This window comes from Bacteroides caecimuris, assembly GCF_001688725.2.
Taxonomy (GTDB): Bacteria; Bacteroidota; Bacteroidia; order Bacteroidales; family Bacteroidaceae; genus Bacteroides; species Bacteroides caecimuris.
Map to the genome: position 1 here is coordinate 4,399,785 of NZ_CP015401.2, position 16,740 is coordinate 4,416,524.

General features: G+C 45.0%; 13 protein-coding genes and 1 pseudogene. 3 read left to right on the plus strand and 11 right to left on the minus strand.

What is annotated here, in order from left to right:
• Positions 1-22: 22 nt before the first annotated feature.
• Positions 23-1,984, minus strand: a pseudogene (locus A4V03_RS21605) (glycosyltransferase family 117 protein); the annotation flags it as partial.
• 510 nt (positions 1,985-2,494) lie between these two features.
• Between A4V03_RS21605 and A4V03_RS18970 the strand changes: the two are divergent.
• From A4V03_RS18970 to A4V03_RS18980, 3 genes are all read left to right on the plus strand, one after another.
• Positions 2,495-3,196, plus strand: a complete 702-nt coding sequence (locus tag A4V03_RS18970) for an ISAs1 family transposase (protein ID WP_065539958.1) — start codon at positions 2,495-2,497, stop codon at positions 3,194-3,196.
• A gap of 64 nt (positions 3,197-3,260) precedes the next feature.
• Complete coding sequence (locus tag A4V03_RS18975; RefSeq protein ID WP_065538612.1) at positions 3,261-4,820, plus strand: IS1634 family transposase; 1,560 nt, start codon at positions 3,261-3,263, stop codon at positions 4,818-4,820.
• Positions 4,821-4,861: 41 nt separating this feature from the next.
• Positions 4,862-5,398 carry an ISAs1 family transposase gene (locus A4V03_RS18980; RefSeq protein WP_071807710.1) on the plus strand — a complete coding sequence of 179 codons (537 nt, stop codon included), beginning with the start codon at positions 4,862-4,864 and terminating at the stop codon, positions 5,396-5,398.
• 241 nt (positions 5,399-5,639) lie between these two features.
• On the opposite strand, the gene A4V03_RS18985 is transcribed toward A4V03_RS18980, so the two are convergent.
• The 10 genes from A4V03_RS18985 to A4V03_RS19030 form a co-directional block, all read right to left on the minus strand.
• Entirely contained in the window at positions 5,640-6,476 is an 837-nt protein-coding gene (locus tag A4V03_RS18985) for a metal ABC transporter ATP-binding protein (RefSeq protein ID WP_008770478.1), read from the minus strand.
• Between the two features lie 37 nt (positions 6,477-6,513).
• Positions 6,514-7,443 carry a metal ABC transporter solute-binding protein, Zn/Mn family gene (locus tag A4V03_RS18990; protein WP_065539959.1) on the minus strand — a complete coding sequence of 310 codons (930 nt, stop codon included), beginning with the start codon at positions 7,441-7,443 and terminating at the stop codon, positions 6,514-6,516.
• Positions 7,444-7,481: 38 nt separating this feature from the next.
• Positions 7,482-8,231 carry a tRNA (5-methylaminomethyl-2-thiouridine)(34)-methyltransferase MnmD gene (mnmD, locus tag A4V03_RS18995; protein ID WP_065539960.1) on the minus strand — a complete coding sequence of 250 codons (750 nt, stop codon included), beginning with the start codon at positions 8,229-8,231 and terminating at the stop codon, positions 7,482-7,484.
• Positions 8,232-8,293: 62 nt separating this feature from the next.
• Positions 8,294-8,773, minus strand: a complete 480-nt coding sequence (locus A4V03_RS19000) for a YqaA family protein (RefSeq protein WP_024987535.1) — start codon at positions 8,771-8,773, stop codon at positions 8,294-8,296.
• Positions 8,758-9,768, minus strand: a complete 1,011-nt coding sequence (locus tag A4V03_RS19005) for a hypothetical protein (RefSeq protein WP_065539961.1) — start codon at positions 9,766-9,768, stop codon at positions 8,758-8,760. Before A4V03_RS19005 ends, A4V03_RS19000 begins: the two co-directional genes overlap by 16 nt.
• Positions 9,769-10,003: 235 nt before the next feature.
• Positions 10,004-11,278, minus strand: a complete 1,275-nt coding sequence (gene purD / locus A4V03_RS19010) for a phosphoribosylamine--glycine ligase (protein WP_015531959.1) — start codon at positions 11,276-11,278, stop codon at positions 10,004-10,006.
• A gap of 68 nt (positions 11,279-11,346) precedes the next feature.
• On the minus strand, positions 11,347-13,545 hold the full coding sequence (locus A4V03_RS19015) for a S9 family peptidase (RefSeq protein WP_065539962.1): 2,199 nt from the start codon (positions 13,543-13,545) through the stop codon (positions 11,347-11,349).
• Positions 13,538-14,119, minus strand: coding sequence for an ORF6N domain-containing protein (locus A4V03_RS19020; protein WP_065539963.1), 582 nt, complete (start codon positions 14,117-14,119; stop codon positions 13,538-13,540). Before A4V03_RS19020 ends, A4V03_RS19015 begins: the two co-directional genes overlap by 8 nt.
• Before the next feature lie 145 nt (positions 14,120-14,264).
• A complete protein-coding gene (locus tag A4V03_RS19025; RefSeq protein WP_065540510.1) occupies positions 14,265-15,704 on the minus strand; it encodes a THUMP domain-containing class I SAM-dependent RNA methyltransferase in 1,440 nt (479 codons plus the stop codon).
• Between the two features lie 16 nt (positions 15,705-15,720).
• Positions 15,721-16,626: a serine O-acetyltransferase gene (locus tag A4V03_RS19030; protein WP_065539964.1), complete on the minus strand. Its 906-nt coding sequence runs from the start codon at positions 16,624-16,626 to the stop codon at positions 15,721-15,723.
• Positions 16,627-16,740 lie beyond the last annotated feature (114 nt).

The window sequence follows — 16,740 nt, forward strand, 5'->3', positions numbered from 1 at the left end:
GCAACTGGGGCTTTATGCGCGAGCACCACTGTATCAGACCTGCCACACCCATACCTATCCAAATGGCAAAGGCGTAGAACGAACCGGCATACGCGTAATCTCGTTCACGGGGTTGTGCCGGGGTTTGGTTGAGGTAGAGCACGATAGCGATACCCGTCATGAAGAACAGGAAGAAGACCACCCAGAATTGCTGGATACCCCGCTGGCTATGATAAGCCTGCCAGAAGAGTCCGATTAAGCCGAGAATCAGCGGCAGACAGTAGAATACGTTGTGTCCTTTATTGTTTTTGAGATCCTGCGGAAGCAGTTCCTGATTACCTACCAGCAAGTTGTCGATAAACGGAATCCCCGTAATCCAGTTGCCATGTTCTATTTCTCCGGTGCTCTGTATGTCGTTCTGCCGTCCGGCAAAGTTCCACATAAAGTAACGCCAGTACATGAAGTTCAACTGGTAGGAGAAGAAGAACTTGATATTCTCCCATTGGGTGGGCATATTTACCATTACCATTTCTCCGCACTGGTCGTAAGGAACGTCATATCCTTTGATGTCTACCCATTGCTTGTAGAGCGGGGCGTGTGACGAGCTGTACATACGCGGGAAAAGCATATTCTGTGCGTATTCGTATTCGATACGTCCGGGGAGTTCAATATAGGAGTCTTTTTCATCGGGTGAAGTCTTTTCTTTGCGGACATATTTGGTTCCTGTTTCCGATTGGCGGGGGATGCAATAGCCGTCTTTTACGTCGAGCGCCACTTTTGATGAGAAGGCGGGACCGTAGAAGAGCGGACGGGTTCCGTATTGTTCACGACCGAGGTATTCGCCCAGGGTGAATATATCCTCCGGTGAGTTTTGGTCCATCGGCGTGTTGGCAGTAGAACGGATAACGATCAGTGCGTAAGAGGAGTATCCGATGACAATCATCATGGTGCACAGCAATGCTGTGTTCATGGTGCGGGCGGTGATACGCCATTTCTCTTTGAGTTTAGCCTGCACACTCGGAGCAAGATAAAGTCCCAATGCGGCAATAACCAAAATACCGATGATGATACTGCTGGCTCCGTGTCCGTAGAATGGGATACCCAGCAAAGCGATCGTCAGGATAAAGGAGATAGCCATGCGCGCTTTGTTCTTTTCGGCGTAACTTTCGTATACACCCCAGATCAGAGCGGCCGCAAGCAGAATGATATAAACCACTACGCCCGAATTGAATGACATTCCGAGTCCGTTGACGAACAACAGTTCAAACCAGCCGCCTACTTTCACGATACCCGGTACGATGCCGTAAAGCACGGCTGCAACGAGCACCATTGAGCCGAACAATGCTATTAACGAACCTTTGGCGGTAGCATTCGGCGTTTTCTTGTAGTAGTATACCAATACGATGGCAGGCAGACAAAGCAAGTTCAGCAAGTGCACACCGATACTCAATCCGGTCAGATAGGCGATGAGGATAATCCAACGGTCGCTGTGCGGCTGGTCGGCTACGTCTTCCCATTTCAGAATCAGCCAGAAAACAACAGCGGTAAACAGGGAGGAGAAGGCATATACTTCACCTTCCACGGCCGAGAACCAGAACGTGTCACTGAATGTATAAACCAGTGCGCCGACCAGTCCGCTGCCCATGATGGTGATAAGCTGTCCTTTGGTGATATTGTTTTCGTCAGTGATAATCAGTTTGCGTACCAGGTGGGTGATGCTCCAGAAAAGGAACAGGATACAGGCGCCACTCATGAGGGCACTCATGTAATTCACCATTTTAGCAACAGTTGTTACGTCGGAAGCAAATTGAGTGAACAGGTTCGCCATCAGCATGAAGAAAGGTGCGCCGGGCGGGTGTCCGACTTCCAGTTTATAGCCGGTGGTTATGAACTCCGGGCAATCCCAGAAACTTGCGGTCGGTTCTATTGTCAGGCAGTAGACGGTTGCCGCAATGATGAATGTAAGCCAACCCATAAGGTTGTTTACGGTTCTGTACTGTTTCATTAGCACTATCGTAGTTTATCCGTTAAAAACAAATTATGAGGTCGCAAAGATAGTGATTTGTAAGGATAATGAGGAAGAAAGTAAGAAATATTAAGTAACGGAGGGCTGATTTACTATCTCTTTCACTCTTTCTTTCACTCTTTCGGAAGGCGGGAACTTGTGTGTTGGCAAGTAAGGAATTTGTTTTAGTCCTCTAATAAATAAGCGCTGGTATATTAAAGAAAAACTTCCTTTATCCTGTTAGTCAACTTCTTTTGCCTTAATGACAAACTTCTTTTTCATTCGTCATAAACTATAATTGCAAGCTTTGTTTTTATAATTGCAAGCTTCATTTATAAAAACAAAGCTTGCAATCAGGGCAGACGCATTATATTTTGTCTATCAATTAGTCAACTATTATCTATATTTCATTTTTATTATTTGTCTTATTATTAATCTATTAATATTTTGTATATTAATTATTTATTTGTATTTTTGTTGTATTGAATTTAAACAAAAATAAACCCTAAAATGAGCTTAATTAGTCTTTGTAAACAACTTGAAGATCCTCGTATTGACCGAAAAAAAGAACACTCTTTGGAAGTCATCGTTTATATAGCCTTGTGTGCTGTAATCTGTGGAAGTGAAAGCTGGAATGAAATAGAACGGTTCGGTATTTGTAAGTTTGACTTCTTTAAACGTCGTTTTCCTGATTTAGTAAAGATCCCAAGTCATGACACTTTCAATCGTTTTTTCAGTTTACTCAAACCCGGTTATTTTGAATTGGTCTTTCGTGATTGGGTATCTGAGCTTTGTGGTAAGTATGAAGGGGTTGTTGCTATAGACGGTAAAATGCTTCGTGGAGCAAGTAAGTGCAGCAAAGACAATCCCTTTGGCAAAAAAGGATTCAAGCTTCATATGGTTAGTGCCTGGGCTGTTTCCAATGGAATCAGTATGGGTCAGGTAAAAGTAGATGATAAAAGCAATGAAATCACCGCTATTCCTTCTCTTATAAAATCTCTGGATTTGCAGGATTGCATAGTGACAATTGATGCTATTGCATGCCAAACAGATATTGCCGAAGTAATAATAGAAAATAATGCAGACTATATTCTGGCATTAAAGGCCAATCAAAAAAACAGGTTAATGGATGTGGAACGATGGCTAGACGAGATGGATGGTGTTCCTGACTTTATCACTTTTTTAAAATTTTCTCATGAACCTGCCCTATAGATATCTGTAGCAGTGTTTTTAAGTCTAATTTGGGTGACGCACGGGAATTTTGTATCTTCGTGCTATGTTTGTGCGTAGGAAAAAGAATCGATCCGGTTCGACCAGTGTTGTCGTCGCCGATAAGAGTTCCAGTAGATTTACGGAACTCCATGTCATAGGTGTGGGTACAACCGAGGATGAAATTAGTCAACTTGTAAATGAAGGAAAGAATTGGATAGCCCATTACGGTGGACAGCAAACCATAAGCTTCCCTGATGATGAGTGTGAAAAACTAAGACGGGAAGAGAATTCAATGACTGAGTACATAGTATCCAATATAATAAGTACTTCTCTGAATTCACCTCAGAGAATCATCAATAAAGTTTACGATAAAATCGGATTCAATATCATACAGGATGAAGAACTACGTCATCTTGTAGTATCCAGAATATGCTCTCCTATGAGCAAGAAGGCCACAGTGGATTATCTGAGACGGCATTTCAAGGAAGAGGTCAGTTTACAGAAGATTTATCGTTATCTCGATAAACTATATAATACCCAGCAGGAACTCGTGCAGGAGATAAGTGTTAAGCATACAAAAGGATTGTTTGGCGGGAATTTAGGGATACTTTTCTACGATGTCACAACCCTTTATTTTGAGACAACGAATAAGGACGAGTTACGGGAATCCGGTTTTTCCAAAGATGGTAAAAATGCAAATTCACAAGTAGTTTTAGGACTTCTTGTCAGTCGTGGAGGATATCCCTTGTCTTATTCTCTGTTTAACGGTTCACAATATGAGGGATATACAATGCTTCCCATCGTAGATGATTTTGTTCAAAGATTCAATCTCGGCAATGATTTTGTAGTAATTGCAGACTCCGGGCTTATGAGCGCAAAGAATGTAAAGCTACTCCGTGATGGTGGATATAAGTATATAATAGGTGCCAGGATAAAGAAGGAATCCGGCCGGATAATGGAGAAAATAATTGCAACAGAGCGTCGGTGTGGGGTGTTCAATGATATCAAATATCCGGATGGAGACAGGCTTATTGTTGGATACTCTGATGAAAGGGCAAAGAAGAACGCATTCGATAGAGAACAAGGTGTGGAAAGGCTAAGAAAACGTTTTTCTAAGGGAACACTGACGAAGGCGGACATCAACAAACGAGGCTACAACAAGTTCCTTTCAGTCAGTTCTGGAATTACAGTCAGTATAGATGAGGAAAAGATAAAGGAAGATGCAATATGGGATGGATTAAAAGGGTATAAGACAAATACGGATCTAAGTCCAGAGAAAGTCTATGAAGCCTATCAGAATCTATGGAATGTGGAACGGTCGTTTCGTATTACCAAAGGTACGCTGGATGTAAGACCGATGTTCCATTTCACGCCAAGAAGAATTGAGGCTCATGTTTGTATATGTTTCGTTGCTTTGAAAGTATACAAGGAACTTGAAAGGCTATTAAAATTGTCTGGGTGTCCATACTCTGTAGATGAAACACTCAAGATAGCCGAGACTATAGTTACTATTGAGATTGCACGTCCGGAGAATAAAGACACTATAACAAAAACTCTCTGCCTCACAGAGGAGGAGAGAGCTATAGCGTACCTCATTGATACTGATGATTGGTTAGAGTTATGATTTGGGTGACGCAATGATAAAGTCAGGAAAAAAACAGGTTAATGGATGTGGAACGATGGCTAGACGAGATGGATGGTGTTGATATTGATCGGCCGGTATACCGTTCACACTATGGAAAATATGTCACAGAGGAGGTTTCTCATGGGAGAATTGAGACTCGTGAATGTCTGGTTTATAGCCCGGGAAAGATTATGGAATCAATGCTGAAAGATAAATTTGAGGGGGTCAAGTCCATCGTAAGAATTAGTACCGAAAGACTGGAGGTAGCCACTAAAAAACTTTCCGTAGAAAAAAGATATTACATTACTTCACTAGGGCTAAAACCGAAAGAAATTTCAGAGGCTATAAGATCGCATTGGGATATAGAAAACAGGCTACATTGGCAGTTAGACGTATCGTTTAGAGAAGACGCAGGAAGGAAAGTAGGTAATGCTGCGCAAAATTTTTCTTTAATTAATAAGATGGCCCTTTATATCATCAAACAAGATGAAACAAAGGGCAGTGTAGCAGCCAAAAGAAAAAACGCAGGATGGAATGATGAATATTTGTTCAAACTATTAAATAAGATAAAAATATAATGCGTTTGCCCTGAGCTTGCAATTTTATAAACGTAACTTGCGTTTATAGATTATCCTTAGTCAAGCATAACTTTCCTGTTAAAGAAGAGCAAGTTTACTATTAATACAACGGAGGTTAACTATTAATAGCTTGGCCGTTAGGTGTTAACACTTGTAATATCAGCTGTTAATGGTTGAGATTTCAGGTATTAATACTCGGGTTGCTGTATATATATGTTTGGGATATTGAATATGTGTATCCTTAATGATGGTGATGATGTTCTCCTAAAACCCGATGAGGCAATGTGCCGTGTCCCAATAGCTCGATGGGGCAGTTGAAGTTTCTTTCCAGCCATTCGGTAGTGACGCCCGTGTCCGGATGGTAATCCAGCGTTTCGTTGACGCAAGCGATGGATTTTACCTGTTGCAATACAGTGCCGATGTCGTGACTGACAAGGATAATGGCACATTCTTTATTGATTTCAGCCAATAACTCATAAAGGCGTGCTTCGAAACGCTTGTCGATATACGTGCTGGGCTCATCGAGAATCAGCACTGCGGGGTCCGAGATGATGGCACGTCCTAACAGGGCACGTTGCAGTTGTCCGCCGCTTAATTGTCCGATAGAGCGGCTTTCAAGCCCTTCAAGCCCCATGCGGGCGATAATCTGTTTGCCTTTCTCTCTCTGTTCGGGAGTGAACCGGGAGGTGAGCGACTTCTGTATGCTCAATCCGGACAGGATCACTTCTTCCACGGAAATAGGGAACTTCCGGTCTATGGTGCTGTATTGCGGCAGGTAACCGAGGAAAAGCTGGGATTTCGCGGAAGAACTTTGGTGGGAGTTTTTGGCAGATGTTTCTGTCGAAGTCCCTTCCGTAGATGTTCTGATGGGAGCCTTCTCGGGAGTATGGAATATAATTTCCCCTCCGGTTGGTTTTAACAAACCGAGGATGCACTTGATAAGCGTTGTCTTGCCGCCTCCGTTCGGACCTATAATACCTAGAAAATCCCGTTCGTAGATGCTTAGATTAACATCGTGGAGAACAGTGCGACCGTCATATCCGGCAGAAAGATTCTTTATTTCGATTATTGGTTTCATTATTGGAAAGGGCTTGATTGGTTCCTTCTTTATACGTTTATTTAGTGGCAGCTTGCGGCGCAAGGGCTTTGGCTACATTCAGCATCTCTTCCTCCCAGTCATAACTTAACGGGTTGATAGGAACCACTCTCGTTCCGGTTTGCTGCGCGATGGTTTCCGCATTGCGTTTGTCAAACTCCGGTTGGACGAAGATAACGCCTACATTTTCCGCCTGACAGACGTCTATCAGGTCTTTCAGATGAGTGGGAGAGGGTTCTTTGCCTCCTTCTTCGATCGAAATCTGATGCAATCCGTAGTCGCGGGCGAAGTAGGAGAGGGCCGGATGATAAATCATGAAGGCTTTGGCTGCTTCGGGGGTGGAGAGCTGCCGGCGAATCAGGCTGTCGGTGTGCTGGATGCGCTGACAGAGAGAATCGTAACGGTTTCTATAATATGGTTCGTTTGCTTTATCCAGTTGGCTAAGGGCTTTGTAGGTGTTTCCGGCGATGATTAAAGCATTGCCGGTAGAATTCCATACGTGTGGCTCTACGGCGTGGATATGGCCGTCGTGACTGTTGTGGGCGTGGGCATGGCCATGGTCATCATTGTTGAGTATGAGGTCGATTCCTTTCGAGGTGTCGAACACTTGGATATGGGGAGTATTGTTCATCAGGCGATCCATCCAGGTTTGTTCGAAGCCGATGTATCCGATGCGGAAATAGGCTTTGCTGTCTCCTAAGGAAACAAGTTGCTGGGGGATAGGATCGTATGTCTCCGGGCTGGAACCTTTGGGCACCATGCTGACTACTTTGAATTTATCTCCGGCAATAGCCTCGGTGAAATAACGTTGCGGTTCCAGTGTGACGGTTATCACCGGCTTTGTCTCTTCATCATTGCTTGCTTGGGAGGAACGTCCTGTGCAGGCTGCCACTAGGAGGCAGGCACCAAGAAGGAAAAGTGTTCTCATATCTTTTAGTTGTTGTTTCATGATTTTTTCTGTTTCAGGGTTTCAATCTTATCTTGTTTCTACTCTTGTTTCCGGGCCCGTAATATTTCCCGTTTACCACCCGGAGGCCCGGGGAGGCGTTCTACTGTGAATCCGGCTGTCTGCAACATTCGGCGTACTACACCTTTGGCACAGTAGGTAGTCAGAATTCCGTCTCTATCTAATAAAACATAGAGGCGGTTGAATAGTTCTTGCGACCACATTTCCGGTTGCTTTTCCGGGGCGAAGGCGTCAAAATAGATGGTATTAAACGGAGGTTGGGAAGTTGGGTATGCCGTTATCCATTGATTGACGTCCGTTTCTATTTTCCGTAAGGTGAAGTGCGGTGTAAGCTGCACGTCTTTTTCCCAGGGCGATGTATGAAGCTGCTTAAACAGTTCGAAAGCCGATTGTTGTTCTTCTTCATCATTCAGGGTAAATTGCTCGTCAGTTGCTGTTTGTGTTCGATGTATGGTAAGCTGCTCATCGCTGGAGATATATCCTAGCTGTTCTACTGTCTGCCAGTCCAGCGGATAGAGTTCCAGTCCTGTATAGTGTATATTTCGTCTGCTTCTTTCCGCTTCTTCAAGGGTGAGCCAAGCGTTGAGCCCTGTCCCGAAGCCGATTTCAAGCACACGTGGAGTAGCGGCAGGAGAGGCTTTCAGCCCCATATCGATGAAAATATGTTGCGACTCCGTGCGTGCCCCTTTCGTCGAATGATAATGTTCATTCAATTCCGGAACAAACAGAGTAGCGCTCCCGTCATCAGTTCTCTCAATTATTCTTTCCATTGCACAATCTATAAATGCGTAATACTTGTCAGTGGTTGCCTGTCTTCTTGCAGATACTTCTGTCAGCTGGCTATGGCTTCCCAGGCGCTTTCAAAGACATAAAGTAGCAGTATGTAGCGCAGCAGCTTGCCTGTCAGCATGGCACTGGTGGTGAGCCATATGTTGCTACGCAGGAAGCCTAACGAGATGCCTATTAAACTCCCGATGGCAGGCAGGAAGGCGAAAAACGCCATCATGGCTCCTTTGCCTTGCAGGAAGCTCACCATGCGGTCTACTTTTTCTTTCTTTACTTTGAGATACTTTTCTATCCAATGTATCTTGCCCAGTCGTCCCATGTAGTAGCAGGTCATTCCGCCTGCCGTATTGCCTAAGGTGGCGGATACCAGACAGGCGACGGGTGGCAAACCGAGCTGCACCAACGCCACTAGCACTACTTCGGAGCTGAAAGGAACCACACTCCCCGCCAGCAGAGCGGCGATGAACATTCCCGGCAATCCCCATTCTATGAGGAGTTGTATCATTGAATCTACAAAAGCGTCCATATATTAAAAGCAAATAAGAGGATGAGGCCGACCAATGAAATGATAAAGAACACATTCGAGCTTTTACTATTGGTCAGTACAAAGAAATGTCCGATCAGGATGCTGCTGCTTATGATAAGCAAAGGCAGCAGGGCACTGCAATATATCGGTTGCAAGGCAATCAGCAGGAACAGGAAGAACGTCAGGTCTATCAAGAACTGGAGATAGGCACGTGTGCGTATCTTATCCTCAAATCCGGCAGCGATGCAATGCACGGCACTGACGATAAACATCACGAGCAGATAGCCCAGTATAGCCAATTCCCAAGGTTGAAGGATTGGCAAATGGAAGACTTCTCCGAAAGTTAATAGCTGGTTGAAAGGACGATAGAACAGTTCCATCTCATTATAGAAGAAGGCGTGTCCGAACAGCATCCAGTAGGGCAGCATCCATCCGAGCAGCGCGCCGCAGAAACTACGCGGAGTGAGCGACTGGAAACGGTAGGATTCGAGCAACCAAAGCACCGAGAGGATGGTGAGCTGTGGGAAAAGAATGCTTCCCGCTCCGATAAAGAAGAAGGAATAGAATAGATAGCCCGCAGCTTGAGCTTGCTGATAGCTTTTAAACAGAAAATAAATGGAAATAAGAGAACCGAGGGCGACAATGTCTCCTATGTATAGTAAATGCATGCCCGGACAGACGGTGACCAGCAGGAAATAAATAGCTGTCTGCATGGAAGCCCTCATGCGGATAATGCTGAATTGGTTGTTCAGCTCTATCAGAAAGTAGCCGATGATTGCGCAAACCAGGAAGCTGATGATTCGTTCTGCCCATCCCGGAAGCAGTAAATCGCGGGTGGATTGCAAGAAGGAAGAGCTGTCCTTGGAGGTTGTTGAGGCTATGGAGTCGGGAAATAAAAAGTAAGTCAACACCCAGCATAGGGCGCAGATAAGGATAACGACGGGCAGAGTGAGCCGCCCTGTCGTTACTTGACTTTGTAGGCTTTTATTTCTCATGAGTTTATTACTTGTTATCTCTTGATACTATAGGTGCATTCGATTGATATTCTGGATATTAACATCCTGCATGCTTGATGTTAACAACCATCCTGTCAGCTGTTAATACCTGATTCCTCAAGTATTAACAATTGTCGTCTAAACTATTAATAGTTGAGTTATCAAGTATTAATACTTGGCAAGTCATGATGTTCAACGCTATGCAGAATAGGGCTACTTGCGTGCGAAACTTGAATTACAAATCGAATCCGATGTCGCGGCGGAAATACTTCTTGTCGAAGTCGATCATGTCTGCCACTTTGTAGCTCTGTGCCAATGCTTCTTCTTTCGTTGCACCGTAAGAGCAAACGGCAATCACACGTCCTCCGTTCGTCACCACTTGTCCGTCTTTCATGGCTGTTCCGGCATGGAAGATGATGCTGTCGGTGGCGGCAGCCTGTTCCAGTCCGCTGATAGGGAATCCTTTTTCGTAGGCTTCGGGATAACCGCCGCTGACAAGAATGACGCAGCCGGCCGAACGTGGGTCCATCACCAGTGTTTTCTCGTTCAGATTGCCTGCCGCTGTGCCTTCAAGCAACTCTACGAGGTCGCTTTGGATGCGCAACATCACGCTTTCTGTTTCCGGGTCGCCCATGCGGACGTTGTATTCGATCACCATCGGCTCGCCTTTCACCTTGATAAGACCGAGGAAGATGAAACCTTTGTAGGTGATCTTTTCTTCTTTCAGACCATTGATGGTCGGTTCGATGATGCGTGTGCGTACTTTCTCCATATATACTTCGTCAGCAAACGGAACCGGAGTTACGCTACCCATACCGCCTGTATTCAATCCTTTGTCGCCTTCACCGATACGTTTGTAGTCTTTCGCCACAGGGAGGACTTTGTAGTTGTCTCCGTCTGTCAGTACGAATACAGAGCACTCGATACCGCTTAAGAACTCTTCAATCACAACGGTTGCCGATGCGGAACCGAACATGCCGCCCAGCATTTCTTTCAGTTCTTTCTTCGCTTCATCCAGCGTAGGAAGGATGAGGACTCCTTTCCCGGCACAGAGGCCATCAGCCTTCAATACGTAGGGAGCTTCCAACGTTTCGAGGAAAGCGAGGCCCTCTTCGAGGTTTTCGGAAGTGATACTTTTGTAGCGGGCTGTCGGGATGTTGTGGCGCATCATGAAGCCTTTGGCAAATTCCTTGCTGCCTTCCAGTTGCGCTCCTTGAGCCGAAGGACCGATCACGGCAATATGCTTTAGCTCCGGACGGTTTTGGAAGTAATCGTAGATTCCTTTTACCAACGGATCTTCGGGGCCTACTACTATCATTTGGATGTTCTCCTTTAGAGCAAAAGCACTGATTGCTTCAAAATCGGTTGCTTTGATGTTGACATTCTCGCCTACGGCAGTTGTTCCGGCATTTCCCGGAGCAATGTATAGTTTTTCAACTTTCGGACTTTGGGCAATTTTCCATGCCAGTGCATGTTCGCGGCCGCCCGAGCCTAGTAATAATATCTTCATCTTTGTATGGTTATGGATTTATACTGTTATCTATGATTCGTATGGATACGGTGGTGTCTTTGTCAGTTTTATAAGTTCTGCTCAAAGTACCGGGTGATTTTCTCATGCAGATGTACACGGTCGCGCCCTGCTACGTTGTGCTTGTGGCACGGGTAGATAAACAGGTCGGGATAAGTGCGGGCATCTACGCAGGCTTTCATGAACGACAGGGTGTGCTGTGGCACGCAGGTGTCGTCATGGTCGTCGTGAATAATCAATAGGTGACCTTTCAGTTGGCCGGCAAGGTTTCTCAGATTACATTCTTTGTAGCCTTCGGGGTTGCTTTCCGGTGTATCCATATAGCGTTCGCCGTACATCACTTCATAATACCCCCAGTCGATTACCGGGCCTCCGGCAACGCCTACTTTGAATATTTCCGGGTAACGGAGCATCAGGGCGGTAGTCATGTGTCCTCCGAAGCTCCATCCGTGTACGCCGATGCGTTCGCTGTCTACGTAGGGGAGGGATTTCAGGAATTCAACGCCTTTTACCTGGTCTTTACCTTCTTCGATGCCAAGACGGCGGAAGGTAGCATTTTCAAATGCCAGTCCACGGTTGCTGCTGCCACGATTGTCGATGGTAAACATGATATAGCCTTTACCTGCCATGTATGTGTCCCATCCGCGTGCGCCGTTCTGCCATCCTCCGGTGACGCATTGCGCGTGAGGACCTCCGTAGACGTATACGATGACGGGATATTTCTTGGTCGGGTCAAAGTTGGCCGGTTTCATCAGGCGATAATGCAGGTCGGTGGTGCCGTCTGCCGCTTTGATCGTTCCGGTTTCGATGCTTGGCATTTGGTAGCCTTCGTAAGGGCTTTCAGCAGTTAGCAGATTGGCTGTTTCTTTGAAGTTTTTGGTGTCTACCAGGTTGATGACGCGAGGCTGGTCTTTTGTTGAATAACGGTCGATAAGATAAGTGCCGGAAGCGCTAAGCATGCCGCTATGTTCGCTTTCTTTGCAGTTCTCGAACGGTTGGCTTATCTTTCCATTGCTCACGTTTACAGCGAAATGTCCGCTTCTCAAGCCTTCTACGGCTGTGAAGATGATTTCTTTACGCTTTGTGTTGAATCCTAGGACGTCGCTGACCAGCCAGTTGCCTTTGGTCAGTTGTTTGACTTTGCCGGCCTGGAAATAAGTACCACCGTTGGCGCTGTTATAAGTTTCACCTTTCATGTTGGCTGCATCGGCATCAAAGAGATAAAGATGGTTGTAGCCATCACGCTGACTTTGATAGATGAACTTGGTAGAGTCCCACGGCAAAAATACGATTGCGTTTTGCGGCTCCACGTATTTAGGATGCATTTCTTCGTAGAGAACGCCCATCGGCTCTCCTGTTTCTGCGTTGTACTGGCAAAGTTTGGCGTGGTTCTGGTCACGGTTTACTTCAATCAGGTAGAGGCTTTTTTCATCCGGTGACCAGCTGATATTGGTGAAATAACGGTCTGTGGGATCACCTGCGTTCAGATAAATGCTTTTGCCTGTGGCAGGATTGTAAATGCCTACTTTTACCTGATGGCTCGTCATGCCTGCCATCGGATAACGTACATTGTTCACTTCGCCTACGCGTGCAGTGATGTCTACAAGCGGGTATTGTGTCACCATGCTCTCATCCATACGGTAGAAAGCAAGCAGGTTGCCTTTCGGGCTCCAGAAAGTACCTTTGTTGATACCAAATTCATTGCGGTGTACTGTTTGCCCGCAAACGATGCCTTCGGGTTCATTAGTTACTGCTTTTTCGTTCACATACAGATTGTTACCTATCGTGTATGCCACGTTTCCGCTGGCTGCGCAATAGTCTTCATTATCAGCTCCGTCTTTGGGCTTGAGAGTGCTGACAACTTGGTTGTTCTTGAAATCATATACAATGAACTTTCCTGCTATCTTGAATAGCATTTGTGGCTTGTCGGCCCATGGGAAACTGACGGAATACAGGTGTGATAACTTTCCTGCCTTGTTCTCTTCAAGCACTTTGTTGATCTGTTCACGAGTGATAACCATTGTTTCTTTCCCCGTTTTGGGTTGGATAGAATAAAGGGTATCTACGCCCGGCTTGATACATTCGTCACCCCACCATTGCAGTCCGTACAGGTTGTCTGCATAGCGGTAACTCTCGCCACCCGGAATCAATTCTTCCAGTGTCGGCTTTTTGGTTTCTTGTGCCATAACATTGAATCCGATTGGTAGTGCCAACAATAGCAGAATGGCTCTTTTTCCAATTTTACTCATTGCTCTTTTCTTTATTATTTGTTTTAAATCCTTCTATTTTTACTCTGTCCAAGGGAGTCTGTCTTGATTGGATAATTGCACTTATTTTAGCAAAGGCATTAAATAGGTCGTCAAATTGTTTTTCGTAACTTTCCCTATCAGAAGTAATATCTTCTTCGAGATATTCGATGCGTTGTTTTAATTCTTCCAACTCCTTTTTAGGTACATTGGATAGAAGATATTGGCGCATACGTACAAAAGCACGGATAATATTGATATTTACTTCCACAGCGGTCTTGGATTTGAGGACGCTGGATAACATAACTATACCATATTCAGTAAATGCAAATGGAAGATATTTGATATTATATCCTTGTCCTGTTTTCAAGGTCGCAATTTGCGACCTTGAAATTGTAACTTCTTCCTTTGTTAGCTCGAACATGAATTCAGCAGGAAAGCGTTCAATATTACGACGTACTTGTTCTTTGAGGCGTTTAGTCTCAACTCCATACATTTCTGCCAAATCAAAGTCAAGCATAACTTTTTGCCCTCTGATTTCGTATATTTTGTTTTCTATAATGGCTATATCATCCATCTTTTTTTGTTTAGACAGGTTCCAATTTGTGACTGAACATTAGAACTATGGTGTAAACTTGAAGTTCCAATTTGGAACTTCAAGTTTTTAATTAATTATTAACTAGCGAATTACAGGGTGAATAAGTTGTTGGAATTAGAATTGTTTATTCCTCTTCCTTCTTCGGAATCCTCGGCTCCCGGTTCCCCCTAAACTCTCTCGGGGGCCTTGAATCTCTTCCCCCGCGGAATTCTCCTCGTGGCTTTCTATCTCTGTCACCACCTTTGAACTCACCGCCTTCTCTGCGCGGCTTGTATTCTCCCTCTCTGCGAGGTCTGGATTCACCATCCCGACGCGGTTTGAACTCACCTTCGCGGCGTGGCTTAAATTCTTTTCTTTCTCTGAATCTTGGAGCCTGTTCTCCTTCAGCCTCTTTCTTTTCTTCCCCTTCCTCCTGGCTCTTGAACTCTTTGTATTTTCCGTCAAAAATCTCATATTTGCGGAACTCACACTCCAACGGTCCATTGAACAAAGGAACTTTCTGACTTGCTTTCAGACCAATCTGGTCGAAACACTCTTCCCGATAAGAAAGCACCCATGCCTCGTTTCCTACAAACGCATGTTTCAGACGTTCACCGATCATTTGATAAAGTCCAAGCAAATCATTAGTGGAAATACGTTCACCGTATGGCGGGTTAGTGATGATGATCGACTTCTCCTGCGGCTGTTCAAACTGCTGGAACGGTTGCAGCTTCAACACGATGTCTTTCGATACACCGGCAGCTTTTATATTGCGAGTCGCAATCTCATTAGCTTTCGGATTGTTATCGTATCCGTAAATCTTATGAGCAAATTCGCGCTCCTGACTGTCATCATTGTAAATCTCATCGAACATATCCGCATCGAAATCTACCCATTTCTCAAAAGCAAACCCTTTACGGAATACTCCCGGAGCGATATTCTTAGCAATCAGTGCCGCTTCAACAGGGATTGTACCCGAACCACACATCGGGTCGATCAAATCACATTCTCCACGCCATCCGGTCATTAGAATCATGCCGGCAGCCAATACCTCATTTAACGGGGCTTCTACTGCTTCCTGGCGATAACCGCGACGGTGAAGTGATTCTCCGGACGAGTCCAAAGACAACGTACAGGTAGTCTGTGCAATATGAATATTCAGGAGTACATCCGGATTGTTGATACGTACCGACGGACGTTTCCCTGTTTTATCACGGAAATAATCCACAATCGCATCTTTCACCTTATACGAAACAAATTTCGAATGGCGGAACTCATCGCTGAATACTACTGCATCGATAGCGAACGTCTTGTTCACATCGAGATATTCTTCCCATGGAATAGCCTGTATTTGATTATAAACCTCATCGGCATCTTTGGCTGTAAAGTTTTTAATTGGCTTCAGGATACGGATGGCGGTGCGAAGGCAAAAATTCGCCTTATACATCATACGTTTATCTCCTGTGAATGAAACCATGCGGCGTCCTATTTGAATGTCGTTGGCCCCTAATGCTGTCAGTTCTTCTGCAAGTATCTCTTCCAGTCCCTGGAAAGTCTTGGCTATCATCTCGAATTGTTCGCTCATATAGATTTTTTTGATTTTATTTTTTTGCTTTAGTTTGTACGATTCTTGCTCCTGCAGGAACATTCTCCGTTACCCAGATATTACCGCCTACGGTTGCGTCACGTCCGATGGTGATTCTTCCCAAAATAGTGGCGTTGGAATAAACAATCACATTGTCTTCCAGGATCGGATGGCGGGGGATTCCCTTGATTGGTTTTCCGTCGGCATCCAGCGGGAAACTCTTGGCTCCCAAAGTGACGCCCTGATATAGCTTGACGTTATTTCCGATAATACTCGTGGCACCGATAACGACACCCGTACCGTGGTCGATAGTGAAGTGAGTGCCAATCTTTGCGGCCGGATGGATATCAATTCCCGTTTCGCTATGCGCCATCTCCGTGATGATGCGGGGAATCAAAGGAACACCCAATTCCAACAATTCATGTGCAATACGGTAATTGCTGATCGCTTTAATGGCCGGATAGCAGAAAATTACCTCCCCATAACTTACGGCAGCCGGGTCGCCGTTATAGGCGGCTTCCACATCAGTTGCCAGTATTCTTCTCATGGCAGGTAGCTTACTGATAAATTTAGCAGCAAGACGTGCTGCCTCTTCCCGTTTCGAGTCGGAGCAGACGTTGCATTTCCCCTCTATGGAAGTGCTAAAACACAATCCGGCCAGGATTTGCTCACAAAGTAAGTCAAACAATTTTTCAATGTTGACGCCGATGTGATAATTAATTGTCCGGCTGTTAATAGTAGAATTTCCGTAATATCCGGGGAAGAGAATGGAACGTGAAAGCTCAATAATCTCATACAAGACTTTAGCAGAGGGCAGTGGTTCGCCATCTTTGTGCTGATGAAACAGTCCTTTATAAGATTCGCTTTCCGATAGCTCATCGACTGCCTGTGTCAAAATGTGGGTGAAGTTCAGTGGACTCATTAGGTCAGTTACTCATATTTATATGGCCACAAAGGTATTAAAAAAAATAATAAAATTCGCTGGGATTCAGGATAAATAATGTATTTTTGTCACATTCAAAACATAACATGAATA

Bases quoted from the DNA above. Each gene is read 5' to 3' on its own strand.
- A4V03_RS18970 (WP_065539958.1), top strand. From the start codon at position 2,495: ATGAGCTTAATTAGTCTTTGTAAACAACTTGAAGATCCTCGTATTGAC.
- A4V03_RS18975 (WP_065538612.1), top strand. From the start codon at position 3,261: ATGTTTGTGCGTAGGAAAAAGAATCGATCCGGTTCGACCAGTGTTGTC.
- A4V03_RS18980 (WP_071807710.1), top strand. From the start codon at position 4,862: ATGGATGTGGAACGATGGCTAGACGAGATGGATGGTGTTGATATTGAT.
- A4V03_RS18985 (WP_008770478.1), bottom strand. From the start codon at position 6,476: ATGAAACCAATAATCGAAATAAAGAATCTTTCTGCCGGATATGACGGT.
- A4V03_RS18990 (WP_065539959.1), bottom strand. From the start codon at position 7,443: ATGAAACAACAACTAAAAGATATGAGAACACTTTTCCTTCTTGGTGCC.
- mnmD (WP_065539960.1), bottom strand. From the start codon at position 8,231: ATGGAAAGAATAATTGAGAGAACTGATGACGGGAGCGCTACTCTGTTT.
- A4V03_RS19000 (WP_024987535.1), bottom strand. From the start codon at position 8,773: ATGGACGCTTTTGTAGATTCAATGATACAACTCCTCATAGAATGGGGA.
- A4V03_RS19005 (WP_065539961.1), bottom strand. From the start codon at position 9,768: ATGAGAAATAAAAGCCTACAAAGTCAAGTAACGACAGGGCGGCTCACT.
- purD (WP_015531959.1), bottom strand. From the start codon at position 11,278: ATGAAGATATTATTACTAGGCTCGGGCGGCCGCGAACATGCACTGGCA.
- A4V03_RS19015 (WP_065539962.1), bottom strand. From the start codon at position 13,545: ATGAGTAAAATTGGAAAAAGAGCCATTCTGCTATTGTTGGCACTACCA.
- A4V03_RS19020 (WP_065539963.1), bottom strand. From the start codon at position 14,119: ATGGATGATATAGCCATTATAGAAAACAAAATATACGAAATCAGAGGG.
- A4V03_RS19025 (WP_065540510.1), bottom strand. From the start codon at position 15,704: ATGAGCGAACAATTCGAGATGATAGCCAAGACTTTCCAGGGACTGGAA.
- A4V03_RS19030 (WP_065539964.1), bottom strand. From the start codon at position 16,626: ATGAGTCCACTGAACTTCACCCACATTTTGACACAGGCAGTCGATGAG.